General features: G+C 63.2%; 16 protein-coding genes. 7 read left to right on the forward strand and 9 right to left on the reverse strand.

The genetic code is table 11. From position 1 onward, the window contains the following. Positions 1-24 precede the first annotated feature (24 nt). Positions 25-588 carry a TRAP transporter small permease subunit gene (locus KJQ96_RS08170; RefSeq protein WP_213286157.1) on the forward strand — a complete coding sequence of 188 codons (564 nt, stop codon included), beginning with the start codon at positions 25-27 and terminating at the stop codon, positions 586-588. After that, positions 585-2,009, forward strand: coding sequence for a TRAP transporter large permease subunit (locus tag KJQ96_RS08175; protein WP_213286158.1), 1,425 nt, complete (start codon positions 585-587; stop codon positions 2,007-2,009). The genes KJQ96_RS08170 and KJQ96_RS08175 overlap by 4 nt, the downstream gene beginning before the upstream one ends. A gap of 21 nt (positions 2,010-2,030) precedes the next feature. Here the strand turns inward: KJQ96_RS08175 and ppx are convergent, their stop codons facing one another. From ppx to KJQ96_RS08195, 4 genes are all read right to left on the reverse strand, one after another. Next, the gene (ppx, locus tag KJQ96_RS08180; protein WP_213286160.1) at positions 2,031-3,533 is read right to left on the reverse strand and encodes an exopolyphosphatase; all 1,503 of its coding nucleotides are present in this window, start codon (positions 3,531-3,533) and stop codon (positions 2,031-2,033) included. 12 nt (positions 3,534-3,545) lie between these two features. Continuing rightward, a complete protein-coding gene (locus KJQ96_RS08185; RefSeq protein WP_213286161.1) occupies positions 3,546-5,744 on the reverse strand; it encodes an RNA degradosome polyphosphate kinase in 2,199 nt (732 codons plus the stop codon). 145 nt (positions 5,745-5,889) lie between these two features. After that, positions 5,890-6,567: a DnaA/Hda family protein gene (locus KJQ96_RS08190; RefSeq protein ID WP_213286162.1), complete on the reverse strand. Its 678-nt coding sequence runs from the start codon at positions 6,565-6,567 to the stop codon at positions 5,890-5,892. Between the two features lie 97 nt (positions 6,568-6,664). Then, positions 6,665-7,207, reverse strand: a complete 543-nt coding sequence (locus tag KJQ96_RS08195) for a CDP-alcohol phosphatidyltransferase family protein (RefSeq protein WP_028346428.1) — start codon at positions 7,205-7,207, stop codon at positions 6,665-6,667. A 149-nt stretch (positions 7,208-7,356) separates the two neighbouring features. Here KJQ96_RS08195 and purM point away from each other — a divergent pair, with 149 nt between their 5' ends. From purM to KJQ96_RS08210, 3 genes are all read left to right on the forward strand, one after another. Next, a complete protein-coding gene (gene purM, locus KJQ96_RS08200; protein ID WP_213286163.1) occupies positions 7,357-8,430 on the forward strand; it encodes a phosphoribosylformylglycinamidine cyclo-ligase in 1,074 nt (357 codons plus the stop codon). Further along, complete coding sequence (purN, locus tag KJQ96_RS08205; protein ID WP_213286164.1) at positions 8,427-9,080, forward strand: phosphoribosylglycinamide formyltransferase; 654 nt, start codon at positions 8,427-8,429, stop codon at positions 9,078-9,080. Before purM ends, purN begins: the two co-directional genes overlap by 4 nt. A 66-nt stretch (positions 9,081-9,146) precedes the next feature. After that, positions 9,147-9,878 carry a glutathione S-transferase family protein gene (locus KJQ96_RS08210; protein WP_213286165.1) on the forward strand — a complete coding sequence of 244 codons (732 nt, stop codon included), beginning with the start codon at positions 9,147-9,149 and terminating at the stop codon, positions 9,876-9,878. Positions 9,879-9,942: 64 nt separating this feature from the next. On the opposite strand, the gene KJQ96_RS08215 is transcribed toward KJQ96_RS08210, so the two are convergent. Further along, entirely contained in the window at positions 9,943-10,146 is a 204-nt protein-coding gene (locus KJQ96_RS08215) for a cold-shock protein (protein ID WP_065732889.1), read from the reverse strand. A 453-nt stretch (positions 10,147-10,599) separates the two neighbouring features. Between KJQ96_RS08215 and KJQ96_RS08220 the strand changes: the two genes are divergently transcribed. Then, on the forward strand, positions 10,600-11,643 hold the full coding sequence (locus KJQ96_RS08220; protein WP_249733840.1) for an autotransporter outer membrane beta-barrel domain-containing protein: 1,044 nt from the start codon (positions 10,600-10,602) through the stop codon (positions 11,641-11,643). Between the two features lie 115 nt (positions 11,644-11,758). Here the strand turns inward: KJQ96_RS08220 and KJQ96_RS08225 are convergent, their stop codons facing one another. Both KJQ96_RS08225 and KJQ96_RS08230 read right to left on the reverse strand, forming a co-directional pair. Continuing rightward, on the reverse strand, positions 11,759-12,142 hold the full coding sequence (locus KJQ96_RS08225; RefSeq protein WP_213286167.1) for a rhodanese-like domain-containing protein: 384 nt from the start codon (positions 12,140-12,142) through the stop codon (positions 11,759-11,761). 53 nt (positions 12,143-12,195) lie between these two features. Beyond that, positions 12,196-12,780, reverse strand: a complete 585-nt coding sequence (locus KJQ96_RS08230; protein ID WP_213286168.1) for a carboxymuconolactone decarboxylase family protein — start codon at positions 12,778-12,780, stop codon at positions 12,196-12,198. 235 nt (positions 12,781-13,015) lie between these two features. On the opposite strand from KJQ96_RS08230, the gene KJQ96_RS08235 reads away from it, so the two are divergent. After that, entirely contained in the window at positions 13,016-14,047 is a 1,032-nt protein-coding gene (locus tag KJQ96_RS08235) for an AraC family transcriptional regulator (RefSeq protein WP_213286169.1), read from the forward strand. Positions 14,048-14,216: 169 nt separating this feature from the next. On the opposite strand, the gene rnd is transcribed toward KJQ96_RS08235, so the two are convergent. Continuing rightward, positions 14,217-15,365 (reverse strand): ribonuclease D, encoded by a 1,149-nt coding sequence (rnd, locus tag KJQ96_RS08240; RefSeq protein ID WP_213286170.1) that lies wholly within the window; start codon positions 15,363-15,365, stop codon positions 14,217-14,219. Positions 15,366-15,871: 506 nt separating this feature from the next. After that, positions 15,872-17,344, reverse strand: coding sequence for a YdiU family protein (locus KJQ96_RS08245; protein WP_213286171.1), 1,473 nt, complete (start codon positions 17,342-17,344; stop codon positions 15,872-15,874). Positions 17,345-17,371 lie beyond the last annotated feature (27 nt).

Raw genomic sequence — 17,371 nt, forward strand, 5'->3', positions numbered from 1 at the left:
GAACGGTCGGCGGTAGGGGAAGAGATGGCTGAGGCAACTGATAGGCAGTCGCCGGCGCTGCTGGCAGCAATCCGGCTCATCGATGGCTTCACCGACTGGACCGGCACGATCATTTCCTGGCTGGCGGTGCCGCTTGTTCTGGCGGTGGCCTACGAGGTTACAGCGCGCTATTTGTTCAACGCGCCGACCATTTGGGCCTACGACGCAACCTACATGCTCTACGGCACGCTGTTCATGCTCGGCGCCGCTTACGCGTTGCACAAGGGCGCTCACATCCGCACCGACTTCTTCTGGGAGAAGTTCTCCGTCCGCCGAAAAGGCTGGATCGACACGATCTCCTATATCGTCTTTTTCTTCCCGAGCCTGATCATGCTGCTGCTAATCAGCTGGAACGAATTTCACTACGCCTGGCAGATCAACGAGATGTCGGACCAGACGCCGTGGCGGCCCGTGCTGTGGCCGTTCAAGTTCGTCGTGCCGCTCGCCTGTTTCTTGCTGCTGATCCAGGGCGTATCCGAGTTGATCAAGAGCATCTACATGATGCGCACCGGCGTCGAGCTCGAGCACAAGGAGAAGGTCGAGGTATGACCGCAGAAGCGCTTATCGGCCTCATCATGCTTCTGGTCTTGCTTGGAGCGATCTTTATCGGCGTGCCGATCTCGTTCACATTGCTGTTTCTCGCCTTTTCGTTCGGCTACGTCGGCATGGGCGAGACAGTCTTCAACCTTGCCTACTTCCAGACCATCGGCCTGATGAAGGAGGAGATCCTGGCCGCCGTGCCGCTGTTCATTTTCATGGGCTTCATCACCGAGCAGGCTGGACTCATGGAGCGCCTTTTTACGGCGTTCCGCATGCTGCTTGCGCCGGTGCGCGGCGCACTCTTCCTCGTCGTCATCCTGACCTCGGCCGTATTCGCGATGGCGACGGGCATCGTCGGTGCAGCCGTCACCGTTCTTGGCATCATGGCCTCGCCGATCATGATGAAGGCGGGTTATGACGCCAAGCTTTCAGCGGGCACCATCACTGCGGGCGGCACGCTCGGCATTCTCATTCCCCCGTCGGTAATGCTGATCGTGATGGGGCCGGTGCTCGGGGTGTCGGTCGCCGATCTCTATGCGGCAGCCTTCGGGCCGGGCTTCCTGCTCGCCTGCCTGTACATCGCCTATCTGATGGGCCGCGCCTTCATGAATCCCAAACTCGGGCCGCCAGTGCCCATGGACGAGCGGATCTACTCGGCGGGATACATTGCGTGCGAGGTGATCATCGGCACGCTGCCCCTGCTCGGGCTCATCACGGCGACGCTCGGCTCGATCATCGGGGGGCTTGCGACGCCGACGGAGGCTGCCGGCATCGGCAGCGTCGGCGCCCTGATCCTGTCCATCGCATATGGCAGGTTCTCGCTCAGCGGACTGCAGCGCGCGCTGATCTCGACGATGGCGACGTCGAGCATGGTGCTGCTGCTCGCGGTCACGTCGAATATTTTCGGTGCGGTGTTCGCTCGCCTCGGCTCGGCGAACTGGATCACAGAGACGATGCTCGGCCTCCAGTTGCCGCCAAGCCTTATGTTGATCGTCGTGCTCGTGCTCATTTTCCTGCTCGGTTGGCCGTTCGAATGGCCCGCCATCATCCTGGTGTTCCTGCCGATCTTCTATCCCGTCGTGAAGGGCATGGACATCGATCTCATATGGTTCGGAGCTCTGGTTGCGGTTGTGCTGCAGACCGCCTTTCTGTCGCCGCCGGTCGCCATGTCAGCGTACTATCTCAAGCAGGTGGTCAAGGGCTGGAGTCTCGCGACGATTTACGCCGGCATGTTCCAGTTCATGATCCTGCAGGTGATCTGCGTTGGGCTAATGATTGCCTTCCCCGGCATTGCGACCTGGTTCCCGCACACGCTGCACGAGGCGTCGCGCAGTCAGGTGATCCCCGAGGAGTACAAGAAAATCCTGGAGCAGCAGAAGCGGGCCCCGTCCCTGGAAGACGAAGACTGGTCGACACCAAAAAAGAAGTAGCCGGGTGTTGTTGCGTCCGTCTTACTTTCGCACGATCGATCCGGCGCGCCCGACGAGCCGCGCCAGTTGCTTGAACCGGCTGCCGACGCGGTCGGCAACGAGGTCGACCATGCGATGCTCGAACACCAGCATCAGCTTGCGGCCCTGGGTGCGGAAATGCGTCGCGGGCAACACGCCGGTGCGCGCCGCCGTTATCAGGTGCGCGACGCGGAACGCCGCGCCGAGAATGCGCGCACGCTCATCCATCGCCGGCGGCACCAGCCCGCGGACGCGCTCCGGCGGCTCGTTCTCTTCGCTTAAGCCCGCATAGCGATAGAATACCGACAGCGCGACAAAGGCGCGGCCCTGATGGCTGATCGAGCCGAAATTGCCGTTGGTGATCAGGCTCAGCGTTTCCTCGCCGCGGTGGTCGGGGTGCACGCGCCATCCGATATCGGAAAGCAGGCAGGCGGCGTGGCGCAGGCGGCGTTCCTCCTCGGTCTCGCGCAGCTTCACGACCCGCACCAGCCGATCGGTCCATGCGACCAGTTCCTCGGCGTGGCGTGCGGAGCGCGACAACAGCCCGTTCAGGGTTTGGGCTGCACAGATGAATCCGTCCTTGGTGCGCTCCTGCGGCGGCAGCATCTCGTAGAGCAGGCCCTCGCGCACCCCGAAGGTCGAGAACACGATCGTCTTCGGCCGGCCGACTCGGATGATGTATTCGAGCACCAGCGCCGCATAGGTGAGGAGCGGGCGCCGTGCGTCCGCGACGACTTCGATGTCCGCGAGCATGTTGGCGGCCGCCAGCCGGCGCAGGCGCCGGGCGAAATCGAGCGCGTCGGCGGCGGGTAACGAATAGCCATGCATCACGCGTAGCGGATAGCCGCTTTGGACGATGTGAATACGCGCCAGCGCGCGCCAGGTGCCGCCGACCGCATAGAAGGTGCGGCCATAGCCAGCCTTGAGCTGGGCGACGCCGGACAAATCATCGCGAACGATGCGCTCGGCGCGCTTCAAGGATTTCTCCGAGAGATCCTGTAGCGCCAGGCTTCCCAGCGGCAGCGTGACGCCGCTGTGGACCCGGTTTTTCTCCACATCGATCAGTTCGAGCGAGCCGCCGCCGAGATCGCCGACGATGCCATCGGGATTGTGGATGCCGGAGATGACGCCGAGCGCAGATAGTCTTGCCTCGCGCGGACCGGACAGGATCTGAATCGGCGCGCCGCAGATGCGCTCTGCCTTGGCAATGAAGTCGGGACCGTTCTTGGCGTCGCGGCAGGCGGCCGTGGCGATGGCGAAGACGCGCTCCACCTGCTGGATACGACACAGCGCGCGAAATCGCCGTAGCGCCGTCAGCGCCTTGGTAACAGCATCCTCGGCCAACAGGCCGGTGCTCTGCACCTCGCGGCCGAGCCCACACAGCGCCTTTTCGTTGAAGATGGTGACGAGGCTGCGCGCCATCGTCTCATAGACGACGAGACGAACCGAGTTCGAACCGATGTCGATGACGGCGACGCTGGAAGCGCGCTTGCGCGGCCGCTTCACAGCGGCGCTCCCTTATGACGATTGCTGACGTTCGGTACGGCGCGTGAGGCGGCGCGGCGAAGATTCCTTGAGAGACTTTCCACGTCCAGACAGGCTCGGATTCGTCATGAAATAGTTGTGCAGGTTGAACGGCTCTTCGCCTTTCGCGGCCTTCATACGCGTTGAGGATCCATCCGGCAATAACTGCCAGCTCTGCTCGGTATCCTTCAGGTTCGCGACCATGATCTGTTCGAGAACCTGCTGATGTACCGTAGGATTTTGCAATGGACAGAGGACTTCGACGCGGCGGTCGAGGTTCCGCGGCATCATGTCGGCGGACGAGATATACACAGCCGCTTTCGGGCCGGGCAGGCCTTGCCCCATGCCAAAGCAGTAGATTCGGCCGTGCTCCAGGAAGCGGCCGATGATCGACTTGACCCGGATGTTCTCGGAAAGCCCTGGAATGCCCGGTCGCAGGCAGCAGATGCCGCGTACCACCAGTTCGATCGACACGCCGGCCTGTGACGCCTCGTACAGTGCGTCGATGACATCGGGATCGACCAGCGAATTCATCTTCATCCAGATCGCCGCCGGCTTGCCGTGTCGAGCGTGATTGGACTCGCCTCTGATGTGTTCGATGATGCGCTTGCGTAGCGTCAGCGGCGACACCGCCATCCGCTCGATGTCGCTCGGCTCCGCATAGCCGGTGATGTAGTTGAACACCCGCGCCGCGTCGCGAGCGATGATCGGGTCCGATGTGAAATAGGAAAGGTCGGTATAGATGCGCGCGGTGACCGGATGATAGTTGCCGGTGCCGGTATGCACATAGGTCGTCAGGCTACCGCCCTCGCGCCGCACTACCATCGACAGCTTGGCGTGCGTCTTCAGTTCGAGAAAGCCGTACACGACCTGCACGCCGGCGCGTTCGAGGTCGCGCGCCCAGCGGATGTTGGCCTCCTCGTCGAACCGCGCTTTCAGCTCGATCAGCGCGGTCACCGATTTGCCAGCTTCCGCGGCTTCGGCGAGCGCCCGCACAATCGGAGAATTGCTCGAGGTGCGGTAGAGCGTCTGCTTGATGGCAACGACGTCGGGGTCGCGGACGGCTTGCTGCAGGAATTGCACGACGACGTCGAAGGATTCGTAAGGATGATGGACGATGAGATCCTTTTGCCGGATCGCCGCGAAGATATCCCCGGCGTGGTCGCGCACCCGCTCGGGATGGCGCGGCACATAGGGCATGAATTCGAGGTCGGGACGGTCGAGCCGAGTGAGCTGCGACAGCTCGTTCATCGCCAGCACGCCATCGACCAGAAACACCTCGTCGTCGGCGGCGGAAAGCGCCTGCTGCACGAAGGTGCGCAGCGCTTCCGGCATTTTGTCTTCCATTTCGAGCCGGATCACCGAACCGCGCCGCCGCCGCTTCAGCGCGGTCTCGAACAGGCGGACCAGATCTTCGGCCTCTTCCTCGATTTCGAGCTCGGAGTCCCTGATAATGCGGAAAGCGCCTTGTCCCTTGACGGTGTAGCCGGGGAACAGCCGGCCGATGAACATCCCGGTGGCCTGCTCCAGCGGGATCAGGTGCACCGCGCCATCCTTGGTCGCCGGCACCCGGATGAAGCGGTCGATCTTGCCGGGCATGCGGATCAGCGCGTTCATCGCCTTGCCGTCGGACGTTCGCAACAATTGCAGCGCGATGGTGAAGCCGAGGCTCGGGATGAACGGGAACGGGTGCGCGGGATCGATCGCCAGCGGCGTCAGCAGCGGGAAAATATTGCGGAGGAAGTGATCCTCAAGCCAGCCGCGCTCCGCCTTGCTGAAGTCGTGACCATCGACGAGCTTAATGCCGGCATCGTACAGGGCGGTGCGCAAATCGCGCCAGATCGCCTGCTGGTCGGAAGCGAGTTCCGAAACTGTCCTGTTGATGAGAGTGAGCTGCTCGGACGGCGTCAGGCCATCGGGACTGCGTTCGGCAAAGCCTTCACGGACTTGCGCCTTGATGCCGGCGACGCGAACCATGAAGAACTCATCAAGGTTGTTGGCTGAAATCGACAGGAATCGCACCCGTTCCAGCAACGGGTGGCCCAGATTGACCGATTCCTCGAGCACCCGGCGGTTGAAATGCAGCCAGGAGAGTTCCCGATTGATGAATCGCTCCGGGCTCGTGACGATCGTGGGCGGAGCCTCGGTAATCGGCTCTTTTTCTTTTATTTCAACAGCTTGTACCAATTCCATAAGGCTTTAATCCATCGCGAGCGAGGCAGGCCGACTTTAAGGGAATGCGGCGCACAGCATGTGATACGCCGATGACGTTTCAATGACATTGATGTTCCGCGCAGAGCCGGCGTCAAGGCGGCAGGACGCAGCAGGAGCTGCCCGGTCAGGAGTTGCGCAAGAGTTCCGCGGCCAGCGCCCGGGTGACCGGCCGGCTGAGCCGCAGCGCCTCCGTATCCAGGAGCTCAACCGCCTGGCGAGCAGCGGCATAGGAGCGCTCGATTCGGGTGGCGAGGTAGCTCACCACCGTTTCGTCGATGCTCAATTGGCGGTCCGCGCAGAATTTGACGATCAGGCCACGAAACAACAGGTCATCCGGCGGCAATAGCGAGACGAGGGGGGCGGCGCGTAGCCGCGATCGGAGATCGCGCAGCTCGATCTCGAACGCCGCCGGTGGAACGCGTCCCGTGATCAGGACGAAGGCCCCGTCCTCGCGTGCCAGGTTCAGCAGATGAAACAAGGCGCGTTCGTCGAAGTCGGCCGGCCTCAGATCCTCGACCACCAGTGCCCCGGTGGCGAGTGCGCCGGGGACGGCAGCAGCGTCAAGCGCGTGCGCCGAGATCGAGCGCGCGCCGGCCTGTTCGGCCCAGATCGTGGCGAGATGGCTCTTGCCGGAGCCCTCCGGTCCCGCCAGCAGCATGATGCGGTTCGGCCAGTCCGGCCAGCTTTCGATCAGCGCGAGCGCGGCTTCATTGGCCGGCCCCTCGAGGAAATTGTCGCGCGTCAAGCTCTCCGCATGCGGCAGCGCAAAGGCAAGCTGACGGGGTTGAACGCGAACTACCACGCAAATCTCCAGGCCGGGATCTTGCAGCTTTCATAGCGCTTTCAAGCTAAATCGCCACCGGTTCGTGTGAAGAAAATGCGTCGAAGTAACGAACAAGCTAGCGCGCTTCGATCGTGCTCATGTGCCGCACCCACTCGACGAGATAGAGCGAGACTGAAACCAAAGTAAAGACCGTAACAAAACCCATCAGGATCACGTCATAGGGCGCCGGCTTGAAGTTGAAACCGAGCGACGCCAGCACCAGCGCCGCGAACGCCACCTGCGCCACCGTGTTGAGCTTCGACACCATCAGGGGCTTCATCGGGATCGGCTTGTCGAACAGCCATGACACGATCACGGCCGTCACGATCATGATGTCGCGCGACACCACGAGGATGACGAGCCAGCGCGGCACCGCGCCCCAGATGCCGAGTGCCACGAAGATGGAAACCAGAAGTGCCTTGTCGGCAAGCGGGTCGAGCAGGGCGCCCAGTTCACTCGACATGTTGAAGCGCTTGGCGAGAAAGCCATCGACGGCGTCGCTGACCCCGGCAATGACGAAAATCGCAAACGCGATCTCCATCTGGCTGGAAACGATCGCCCAGACGATGACCGGCACAAGAATGATGCGCCCCAGCGTAATGATATTTGGAATGCTCAACTCGGTCGCTTCCCGGCTCCCGGCCTAAATCCGGCCCCTGGCGGGTACAGCCGGCTCTTATCTACATAGTATGTTCGCCAAGCGCTTGCGAGCCATTGCAGGATCGCTGAATTCCTCGTAACCAGCCGTCATCATACTGGAATTTGGGCATGAACGACCGCAAAAATGGGCTCACTTACGCGGATTCGGGCGTCGATATCGATGCGGGCAACCGCCTGGTCGATCTCATCAAGCCGATGGTGCGCGCCACCGCCCGGGCCGGCGCCGATGCCGAAATCGGCGGTTTTGGCGGCTTGTTCGACCTCAAGGCGGCGGGTTTCAAGGACCCGGTGCTGGTGGCGGCGACCGACGGGGTCGGCACCAAGGTTAAGATCGCGATCGAGACCGGCCTGCATGGCGGTATCGGCATCGACCTGGTGGCGATGTCGGTCAATGATCTCGTCGTGCAGGGCGCGGAACCGTTGTTCTTCCTCGACTATTTCGCCTGCGGCAAGTTGGACCCCGACGCCGCGGCGGCCATCGTGGCCGGCGTTGCCGAGGGCTGCCGGGAGTCCGGCTGCGCCCTGATCGGCGGCGAGACCGCCGAGATGCCGGGGCTCTACAAGGACGGCGATTACGACCTCGCAGGCTTTGCGGTCGGGGCTGCCGAACGCGGCGCGCTGTTGCCGAGCGTGGACATTGCCGTAGGCGACGCCGTGATCGGATTGGCCTCGTCCGGTGTGCATTCCAACGGCTTTTCGCTGGTCCGCAAGATCGTCGCGCAATCCCGCGTGGCTTTCGATGCGCCGGCGCCGTTCTCGCCGGTTATGACGCTGGGCGGCGCGCTGCTGACGCCGACGCGGCTCTATGTGAAATCCTGCCTGCGCGCGATTCGCGAAACCGGCGGGATCAAGGGGCTTGCCCATATCACCGGCGGTGGCTTCACCGACAACATCCCACGTGTGCTGCCAAAGCACCTTGGCGTCGGCATCGATCTGGCGCGGCTGCCGGTGTTACCGGTGTTCAAGTGGCTGGCGGAGCAGGGTGGCATCGCCGAACTCGAAATGCTGCGCACCTTCAACTGCGGCATCGGCATGGTCGCCATCGTCAAGCCGGATGCGGTCGAGAAGGTGACGCAGATCCTGACCGAAAGCGGCGAGACCGTCGCCTTGCTCGGCGAAGTGATCCCGGCTGCGAGCGACCATCGCGTGGCCTGCAACGGCCATCTCGATCTCGCGCAATGAAGCGTCGGGTCGCCATCCTGATCTCGGGGCGCGGGTCGAACATGGCCGCGCTGATCGATGCGGCGAAGGCTGCGGATTTTCCGGCCGAGATCGTCGCCGTCATTTCCAACCGGGCCGATGCGCCGGGGCTCGATAAGGCAGCCGCGAGCGGCATCCCGACACTGGTTGTCGAGAGCAAGCCGTTCGGCAAGGACCGCGCGCGCTTTGAGGCCGTCCTGCAGCGGGCGCTAGATGAAAAGCAGGTCGAACTGATCTGCCTCGGCGGATTCATGCGGCTGTTCACCGCCGAATTCGTGCAGCGCTGGTACGGAAAGATGCTCAACATCCATCCCTCGCTGCTGCCATCCTTTCCGGGTCTCGATCCGCACGGGCAGGCGTTGCGGGCGGGGGTCAAGATCTCGGGCGCGACCGTGCACTTCGTAATTCCCGAAACCGACGCCGGCCCGATCGTGATGCAGGGTGCGGTGACGGTGGCCGATGACGATACGGCAGAGACGTTGTCGCAGCGCATACTCGGCATCGAGCATCGCATCTACCCCGAGGCGCTGCGTTTGCTTGCGAACGGAAAGCTCCGCCTCGAAGGCGACATCTGCAAGGTCGCCGACGGGGCCGACCGCGACAGCACCCTGATTTCGCCGCGGACGATCTGATATTATCCGCAAGGTGTGCGCGAACGAGCGCGGCGACCGCACTCCGCTAAATCCATCGAGGTTTCCATGATCACGCTCTATGGCTCCGGGCCCAATTTCGGCCTTCCCGACGCAAGCCCGTTCGTGACCAAGGCCGAGACCTTGCTACGGATGTCGAAACTGCCGTTCAGAAAAGCGCCGATGAGCTTTTCGAAGGCGCCCAAAGGCAAAATTCCCTACATCGAGGATGACGGCCAATTGCTCGGCGATTCCACGTTGATCCGTTGGCATCTCGAAAAGAAATACGGCATCGATTTCGACCAGGGCCTCAGCGCCGAGCAGCTCGCCATCTCGTGGGCCTTCGAGAAGATGGCGGAGGACAATCTCTACTGGGCCAGCGTCTACTTCCGCTGGATGATCGAGGACAATTTCCGCAAAGGTCCGGTCAATTTCTTCAGGGGCGTGCCGGCGCCGGTCCGACCGGTCGTGATTTCGATGGTCCGCCGCCGCCTGCGCAAGACGCTGCACGGCCAGGGAATCGGTCGTCACTCCAAAGACGAGATCACCGCGATCGGGATCCGCTCGATCGACGCGATGGCGGCCTATCTCGGCGACAAGCCGTTCTTCATGGGTAGGGAACCTACCGGCATCGACGCCACGATGTTCGCCTTCGCGGTCAGTGTGATTTGTCCGGTGTTCGAGTCGGATTTGCAGCGGGCGGCCGTAAGCCATGCCAATCTGCGGCGCTATGTTGGCCGAATGACCGCGCGATTCTATCCGGAACTCAGCGAGATCGCCGGCTGCGAGGCGGCGGCCTGAATTGCACGGCAGGGCGCAAACAAAATCCCCCGGCGAGGCCGGGGGCAATTTGCGTGGACGAAGTCTACGTGACCTTGAGGTTTTCCGCGGATGTCTTGCCGCGGTTTTCGACAAGGTCGTACTCGATGTGCTGGTTCTCGTTGAGAGTGGTGAGCCCCGCACGCTCGACGGCCGAGATGTGGACGAACACGTCCTTCTCGCCGACCGCCGGCTTGATGAACCCATACCCCTTGGTGGGGTTGAACCACTTGACGCTGCCCTTGTGCATCGCCATCACCTGTCTCCAAGTTTGGTCTAGATATAAAAAAGACGCGGCCACGTTTTCCACGTGCCACGCCACAAACGGGCTTCCCGGTAGCTGCTAGATTTCCTGCTCGCGAAACGCACAGTCGAACGGCCTGAATCCGATTGCGCTGAGATTGCAACACGAAATTCGGGCGTTCGCAAGGTTCTGGCGCGCTCCGGCAAATCGTCCTGGTGTCGCCGGCTGTGGCAGCCGAACCACAATGGCACGTATTCGGCAGTGCGCCGATTGACCGTTTGCGCGAACTAGGGGCAAATCGTTACGGTTTATCGGCATTTGCGCATTTTTCGGGCTGCCCTTTCGCCCTCTGGAACGGACTGCATGCGCGGCTCACGGCGGCCTTCGCGAGCATGGAAAATCGGAACCGGGCACGCCCTTGCATGTCTGGCTGCGCTTGCGTTCGCGCTCTTCACCGCCATGTCCGCCGCCCACGCGCAATCGCCGACGCCCACGCCCACCCCGACACCCACGCCTTCGCCGACGCCCAGCCCCACCCCGACCGTGATCAATTCGACGGTCTCATCAAGCGCGACACTGACCAATCTCGGCAGCAATTTCCTGGAACGGCTGGGCAGCCAGTCGAGCAATGGCTTCAACCGCCTGCAGCGGACCAATCCGGGCGGGGGCGGCGCCTCCGAGAGCATGGAAGCGCCGCGCTACCGGACCTGGTTCGAAGGCTACGGGAACTGGACCAAGAACGGCGCGGTCGGCGATTTCGTCGGCGACAGCAGAAAGACCTGGGGCGGTGTGGCCGGCATTGGGGCGCGGGTGATGCCGGGCGTCAATATCGGCTTCTCGGTCGACCAGAGCCGCTCGGCAATCGATATTCCGTTGGCGCTGCAATCGGCCACCATCGACCTGACTCAGCTCGGTTTCACGGCCTCCGTCGACAGCGGGCCGTGGACCTGGGCCAGCGCAGTCGTGCACGGCTTTGGCAACATCAATTCGCGCCGAGACACGGGGCTCGGGATTGCGACTGCCGGATACAATGCGCGGCTCGACGGCGTGTTGAGCGAGATCAGCTATTACTGGTCCAAGGACCAGGGCCGCGTCGTGCCCAAGGCCGCGTTCGAATATGTCCGCGCCCGGACTGGATCGCTGCAGGAGATCGGCGGCCTCGATCCCGTGGCGGCAACGGGCGCCACCGTGGAGCGCGCGCGCCTGCTGATCGGCGCGGAGATCGGCCATTACTGGGTCGTCGACGGCAAGATTTTCGACCTGTCGGGTTACGGCAAGTTCGTCGACAATGTCGTGCAGAATTTCTCCGACATCACCGTCAGCCAGGGCGTGCAGAGCATTACGTTCCAGGGCATCGGCGAGAGCCGGTATGGCGCCGACGCCGGCGCCTCGGCCTCGCTGAGCCTGACTAATACCGCACGGCTCTACGTCAACTACGACGCCAAACTCCGCGCCGCGATGCAGTCGCATCAGGGCACGGTGGGGATTGAGTTGAAGTGGTAGCGAACTGTACTAGTTCGGCCCACCGCGCCATGCACGGCCGGCCCGCCACTCTGGCGGCGGCTCGGATATTTCGGGCTGGCCCAAGTGATGACGATTACGATTGTCACATGTCGGGCTATATCGGCTTATCGATCGCCTCGCCGCTCTCGGCCCAGTCCTTGAACGCGCCGAGATTGTAGACATTGGGGTACCCCATATCCTTGAGCACCTTGCCGCCAAGCGCGGATCGTCCGCCAGACGCGCAATAGAGGATGACCGTCTTGTCCTTGGCAAAATTCTTGTCGTGGTAGGGCGTCTCAGGATCGGCGCGGAACTCCAGCATGCCGCGAGAGACATGGATGGCTCCTGCGACCTTGCCGCTCTTCTCCACTTCCGGCGCGTCACGCACGTCGACGACGAGGGTGTTTCCTTTCGCAATCATTTCCTTGGCCTGCGCGGGCGTGATGCGCGGCACCGCTGCGTTGGCGGCTTCCATCATCTGTTTGACGCTGGCGACCATGGTCATCTCCTCTTATGCTCGGTTGAAAGTCCTGGGTTGAAAAAATCTCTTCATCAGATCGCTCGGCCGACCGTCATCGCCTTGCGAAAATCGGCGTCTGCGTCGATGAAGGTCGGCTCCGGGCCGGCGCCGACCGCATCGAAGAACCGCGCGACGAAACAGCGGAACGCGGCGCAGAGCGCGATGTCGCAGATCTGGACGTCGGTGAAGCCCACCGCCCGCAGCCGCTCGATGTCTTTCGCCGTCACGCGGGACGCGTCGCTTGCGATCGTTTCGGCATAGCGCAGCATTTCGACGTCCCGTTCGCTTAGTCGCGCCGAGGCGAAGTTGCGTCGCACGGCCATAACCGCTTCCTTCGAGCCGAGATCAGCGAGAAGCTGCTTGCCGTACACGTGCGAGCAGTAGGTGGACGGCACCTGCTTTGCGGCGACGAATGTGATCAGCCGCCAGTCGCGCGGACTTAGCGAGAAGCCGGTGCGGATCTTGTCGGCGAACTCCTGGTAGATCGGCAGAAGATCCGGCCGCGCGGTCCAGCAGCGCATCGCGGACATTACGAAGCCGCTTTGGGCTTTCTGCGCCGCGTAGAGCTCGGCGATGCGGCCTGTCGCCTCAGTTTCGTCAACCGTCTTGAGAAACATCCAAATCTCCGTTCGTGAAACAATTTCCGCGGCCAGTGCCGCATAAAATTCGGCCGGTTCTGCCGCGACGGACCGGCTATGGCCCGATCGACCGCATCGGGCGGGCCGGGAAAGCTCGTTTCAACCGAACCGGACGGTGAACTAAGGCCGGGCCAGCGTTGACACAATGATCGGGGCGCTCAGATTCTTTGCCGAGACGCTGCGCACCGTTTAGTGATCCAGCCCTGGAGGCCAAATGGACGTTTTGTCCGAGGTTCTGCGCGTCATCCGTGTGTCGGGCGCCATTCATTTCAATGCCGGGTTTACGCGGCCATGGTCGGTCGTGACCTCCCCACCGGACTTGCTGGCTTCGCGGCTGATGCCGGGCGCGGAAGCGATCACGCTGTTTCACCTGGCAATGAACGCCGGCTGCTGGATCACATGCGGCAAGCTCGAACCGATCCGGATTGAGGCCGGCGACGTTCTGGTGTTTCCACGCGGCGATCAGCACGTCATGACCAGCGACCCGGCGCTTTCTCCCGTCACGATTGCCAGCATCTTCCCCAAGGCGTCGGCCGAGCAGATCACCTGGGTGAAGCATGGCGGGGGCGGGGAGGAGACGCGCTTTGTGTGCGGCTACCTGCATTCCGACCAACGGTTCGGGCCGCTGCTCGATGCGATGCCGGCATTCATTTGCGTCCGCCTGCGCGACGGCAAGGTCATCCTCGACGCATTTTCTGATACTGCGCGCTATGCGGAGCCGGTCACGCTCGATCAGGAGGCCGGCTGGTGGCAGGCTGCGACCGGTCAGCTCATCGCCGAAGCGATGCGGCCAGGTCCCGGAAACCGCGCGATGCTCGCGCGCTTGTCCGAGCTGCTCTTCATGGAGGTCGTGCGCTGGCAGCTGATCCATGTCGCCGAGGGGCGTCGCGGCTGGCTGGCGGGCCTCAACGATCCCCATGTCGGCCGGGCGCTGACGCTGCTTCACGCTGAGCCGGCGCGACCCTGGACCGTCGAGGAACTGGCAGACTGCGCGGCGATCTCGCGCGCCGCGCTGGGCAAACGCTTCGTCGAGCTGGTCGGCGAGGCGCCGATGACGTATCTGGCCGGATGGCGGATGCACCTCGCCAGGCGACTGCTTCGCGATAGCAGCCTCAGCCTTGCCGAGATCGCTTCCCGTGTCGGCTATGAATCCGAAGCCGCCTTCAATCGTGCCTTCAGCCGCCTCGTCGGCGCGCCTCCCGGCACATGGCGGCAGAGCAAGGGGCTGTCGCAGGCCAGTGCATGAGGTAGGCGTGCCGCGACTCGATTGAAGGATGGCGCGGTGCGCAGCCGCAGAAGTGCGGTCTCGGAATCTCGATGCCGATCGTGCCGCCGGTTGACGCTTCGGATCGGGAAGCCGCCCACCTGGCGGCTTACTTGAGCAGCATCCGGCGAACGTTCTCGGAAGTTGTTACTTACGTCCGATCGACCCGGACGACCCTGCCTTTTTCGATCGCAAGCGCCAGCCTGCCGTGCTTCAGCGCCAGCGCCGCTTCGCCGAATAATTCGCGGCGCCAGCCGTGCAGGGCAGCGACGTCGGCGTGGTCGTCGGCGGCGATCTGGTCGAGATCGTCAACGGTCGCGATTACCTTGCTGGCGACGGCGTGGCGCTCCGACGTCATCCGCAGCAGCACTTTCAGGAGTTCGACGGTCGCGGCGCCATTCGAACCGCCGCGCGGTTTTTCGATCTTCGGCAGCGTGGCGTGATCGCGGGCGAGGCCGCGCTGCACGGCGGCGATGATGTCGCTGCCCCATTTGGAGCGGTCAAAGCCCTTCGGCAACGAGCGCAGGTTGGCGAGACGCTCGAGCGAGGTCGGGGCGTGGGTGGCGATGTCGCCGACTGCATCGTCCTTCAGCACGCGTGACCGCGGCACGTCGCGGCTTTGCGCTTCCTGCTCGCGCCAGGCCGCGACTTCGATCAGCACGGCAAGCTCCTTCGGCTTGCGGACCCTACTCTTGAGCCGCTCCCAGGCGCGCTCGGGGTGGAAATCGTAGGTCCTTGGCGAGGTCAGGACTTCCATCTCCTCGCTGACCCAGTCGCTGCGGCCGCGCTTCTTCAGGTCGGCATCGAGGGCGGCAAAGACGTCGCGCAAATGAGTGACATCAGAGATCGCGTAATGCATCTGCTCCGGCGTCAGCGGCCGGCGCGACCAGTCGGTGAAGCGGTGGGTCTTGTCCGGCCGGTGGCCGGTGACGCGCTCGACGAGCTGGTCATAGGCGATGCTGTCGCCATAGCCCAGCACCATCGCCGCGACCTGCGTGTCGAAGATCGGGTGCGGAATGGTGCCGGACTGGTGCCAGACGATTTCGATGTCTTGGCGGGCGGCGTGAAACACCTTCAGCACCGCCTCGTTTCCCATCAGGTCGAAGAACGGCTTGAGGTCGATGCCGGGTGCCAGCGTGTCGATCACGACGGCCTCGTCCGGGCTCGCCATCTGTACGACGCAGAGCAGGGGGTAATAGGTCGTCTCCCGCAGGAACTCGGTATCGACTGTGATGACCTTGTGTTGGGCGAGCCGGGAGCAGGCGGCGGCGAGGTCGGAAGTGGTGGTAATCAGATCCATGAACAATCCATGACGCGTCGGACAGGCGTTCTGCCGAAAACGCTGATATGTCAAGGGTGTCGCGGAGGATTTGAGCCCTGCATTTGAGCCTGAGCACGGCTTTTTTGCGTCGATTTGGCGGGCAAACCGGGAACGTCATCGCGTGGCTCGACCGGGCGACCCAGTATTCCAGAGACGCTGGTGATTAATCGAGAGGCCGCGGCGTGCTGGATACCCGCCTTCGCGGTAAGACGATGCTGCCTGGAAGTCGATCACTCGTAGCGCACGTGCCGCGGCCGGCGCCGGCCGGACGGGATCGCGAGCACGGCAAGGCAGAGCGCAATCATCGCCATTCCTATGAGTTCGAAAGCAAACGCGTCCACGGCAATTCTCCCCCAGTAATCCATTAGAATTGTGGGGAGTGCATTGAGCTTTTCTTAATTTATGGAACCGCGGTAGATGCGCATGCTGCGGATGGTGGACGCGCGCTTAAGGAGTTGGGTTAACGCGGAGGCTTCGTCCTGCGCTCACGTCCCACAAAACGTCCGCAGCACGCGTTCGTCCGGCAATGGCGGATCGGCATAGCCTGCGAACTCAGGTTGATCTTCGTACGGCTTCGACAGCACCGTCAGCAATTCCTCAAATGGCGCGTAGTCGTTGTTGACGGCGGCCGCGATCACGGCTTCGACGCGGTGGTTGCGCGGAATGAAGGCCGGATTGACCGCGCGCATCGCGGCCTGCCGTTCGCTCGCGGATTGCGGCTCGTCGGCGATACGCTTTCGCCACCGCGCGGCCCATTCGTCGAAGGCGGTGGGGTCGGTGAACTGATCCCTGACCTTGTCGTCGGCGCCATCGCCGGCGGCATCGGTGAGGCGTCGGAAGGTGAGGGTGAAGTCGGCGGTGTTCTTCGCCATGGCGTCGAGCAGATCCTGGATCAAGGCTTCGTCGCCGTCGCGTTCGGTGAACAGGCCGATCTTTTTGCGCAGTCCGGCCTGATAGGCGGCGGTGAATTTGTCGGCGAATTCGCCGAGGATGAACTGCGCCTGTTCGATCGCCTTGTCCTGGTCGTCGGAGAACAGCCGCAGCAGGCATTCGGCGAGCCGCGTCAGATTCCACAGCGCGATGCGCGGCTGGTTGGCATAGGCGTAGCGGCCCATCTCGTCGATCGAGGAGAACACCTGTGCGGGGTTGTACTCGTCCATGAAGGCGCAGGGGCCGTAATCGATGGTCTCGCCGGAGATCGAGGTGTTATCAGTGTTCATGACGCCGTGGATGAAGCCGACCAGAAGCCAGCGCGCGATGAGATCGGCCTGCCGGGCGACGACGCCTTCGAGCAACGCGTGATAGGGACGCTCGGCCTTCGCCACCCCCGGATAGTGCCTGGCGATGACGTGGTCGGCGAGCTTGCGCACACCATCGGTGTCGCCGCGCGCGGCGAAGAACTGGAAGGTGCCGACGCGAACATGGCTTGCGGCCACGCGCGTGAGCACCGCGCCGGGCAGCATGGTCTCGCGCATCACGTCCTCGCCCGTGACGACTGCGGCGAGCGAACGGGTGGTGGGAATGCCGAGCGCAAACATCGCCTCGCTAACGATGTATTCGCGCAAGACCGGCCCAAGCGCGGCGCGGCCATCACCCCGGCGCGAGAATGGTGTAGGCCCGCTGCCCTTGAGCTGGATGTCGCGGCGGCCGCCGTCCTTGTCGATGACCTCGCCGAGCAGGATGGCGCGGCCATCGCCGAGCTGGGGCACGAACTGGCCGAACTGGTGGCCGGCATAGGCCATCGCAATCGGATCGGCGCCCTCAGGCACGCGCTTTCCGGCGAGGATTTCCGCACCTTCGGGGGTTTCCAGCACATCGGGATCGAGGCCGAGCTGGACGGCCAGCGCCCGGTTCAGCTTGATCAGCCTCGGAGCAGCGACCGGGGTAGGGGCGACGCGGGCGAAAAAGTTCGCCGGCAGCGCCGAATAAGTGTTCTGGAACGGGAAATGAATGGTCATGACCTAAAGATAGGCGCGGGCGGGGAA

Origin of the sequence: Bradyrhizobium sp. sGM-13, assembly GCF_018398875.1 — a bacterium.
Taxonomy (GTDB): domain Bacteria; phylum Pseudomonadota; class Alphaproteobacteria; order Rhizobiales; family Xanthobacteraceae; genus Bradyrhizobium.

Bases quoted from the DNA above. Each gene is read 5' to 3' on its own strand.
- purM (WP_213286163.1), top strand. From the start codon at position 7,357: ATGAACGACCGCAAAAATGGGCTCACTTACGCGGATTCGGGCGTCGAT.
- KJQ96_RS08210 (WP_213286165.1), top strand. From the start codon at position 9,147: ATGATCACGCTCTATGGCTCCGGGCCCAATTTCGGCCTTCCCGACGCA.
- KJQ96_RS08220 (WP_249733840.1), top strand. From the start codon at position 10,600: ATGTCCGCCGCCCACGCGCAATCGCCGACGCCCACGCCCACCCCGACA.
- KJQ96_RS08245 (WP_213286171.1), bottom strand. From the start codon at position 17,344: ATGACCATTCATTTCCCGTTCCAGAACACTTATTCGGCGCTGCCGGCG.
- rnd (WP_213286170.1), bottom strand. From the start codon at position 15,365: ATGGATCTGATTACCACCACTTCCGACCTCGCCGCCGCCTGCTCCCGG.
- KJQ96_RS08185 (WP_213286161.1), bottom strand. From the start codon at position 5,744: ATGGAATTGGTACAAGCTGTTGAAATAAAAGAAAAAGAGCCGATTACC.
- KJQ96_RS08225 (WP_213286167.1), bottom strand. From the start codon at position 12,142: ATGGTCGCCAGCGTCAAACAGATGATGGAAGCCGCCAACGCAGCGGTG.
- purN (WP_213286164.1), top strand. From the start codon at position 8,427: ATGAAGCGTCGGGTCGCCATCCTGATCTCGGGGCGCGGGTCGAACATG.
- KJQ96_RS08215 (WP_065732889.1), bottom strand. From the start codon at position 10,146: ATGCACAAGGGCAGCGTCAAGTGGTTCAACCCCACCAAGGGGTATGGG.
- KJQ96_RS08235 (WP_213286169.1), top strand. From the start codon at position 13,016: ATGGACGTTTTGTCCGAGGTTCTGCGCGTCATCCGTGTGTCGGGCGCC.
- KJQ96_RS08175 (WP_213286158.1), top strand. From the start codon at position 585: ATGACCGCAGAAGCGCTTATCGGCCTCATCATGCTTCTGGTCTTGCTT.
- KJQ96_RS08230 (WP_213286168.1), bottom strand. From the start codon at position 12,780: ATGTTTCTCAAGACGGTTGACGAAACTGAGGCGACAGGCCGCATCGCC.
- KJQ96_RS08170 (WP_213286157.1), top strand. From the start codon at position 25: ATGGCTGAGGCAACTGATAGGCAGTCGCCGGCGCTGCTGGCAGCAATC.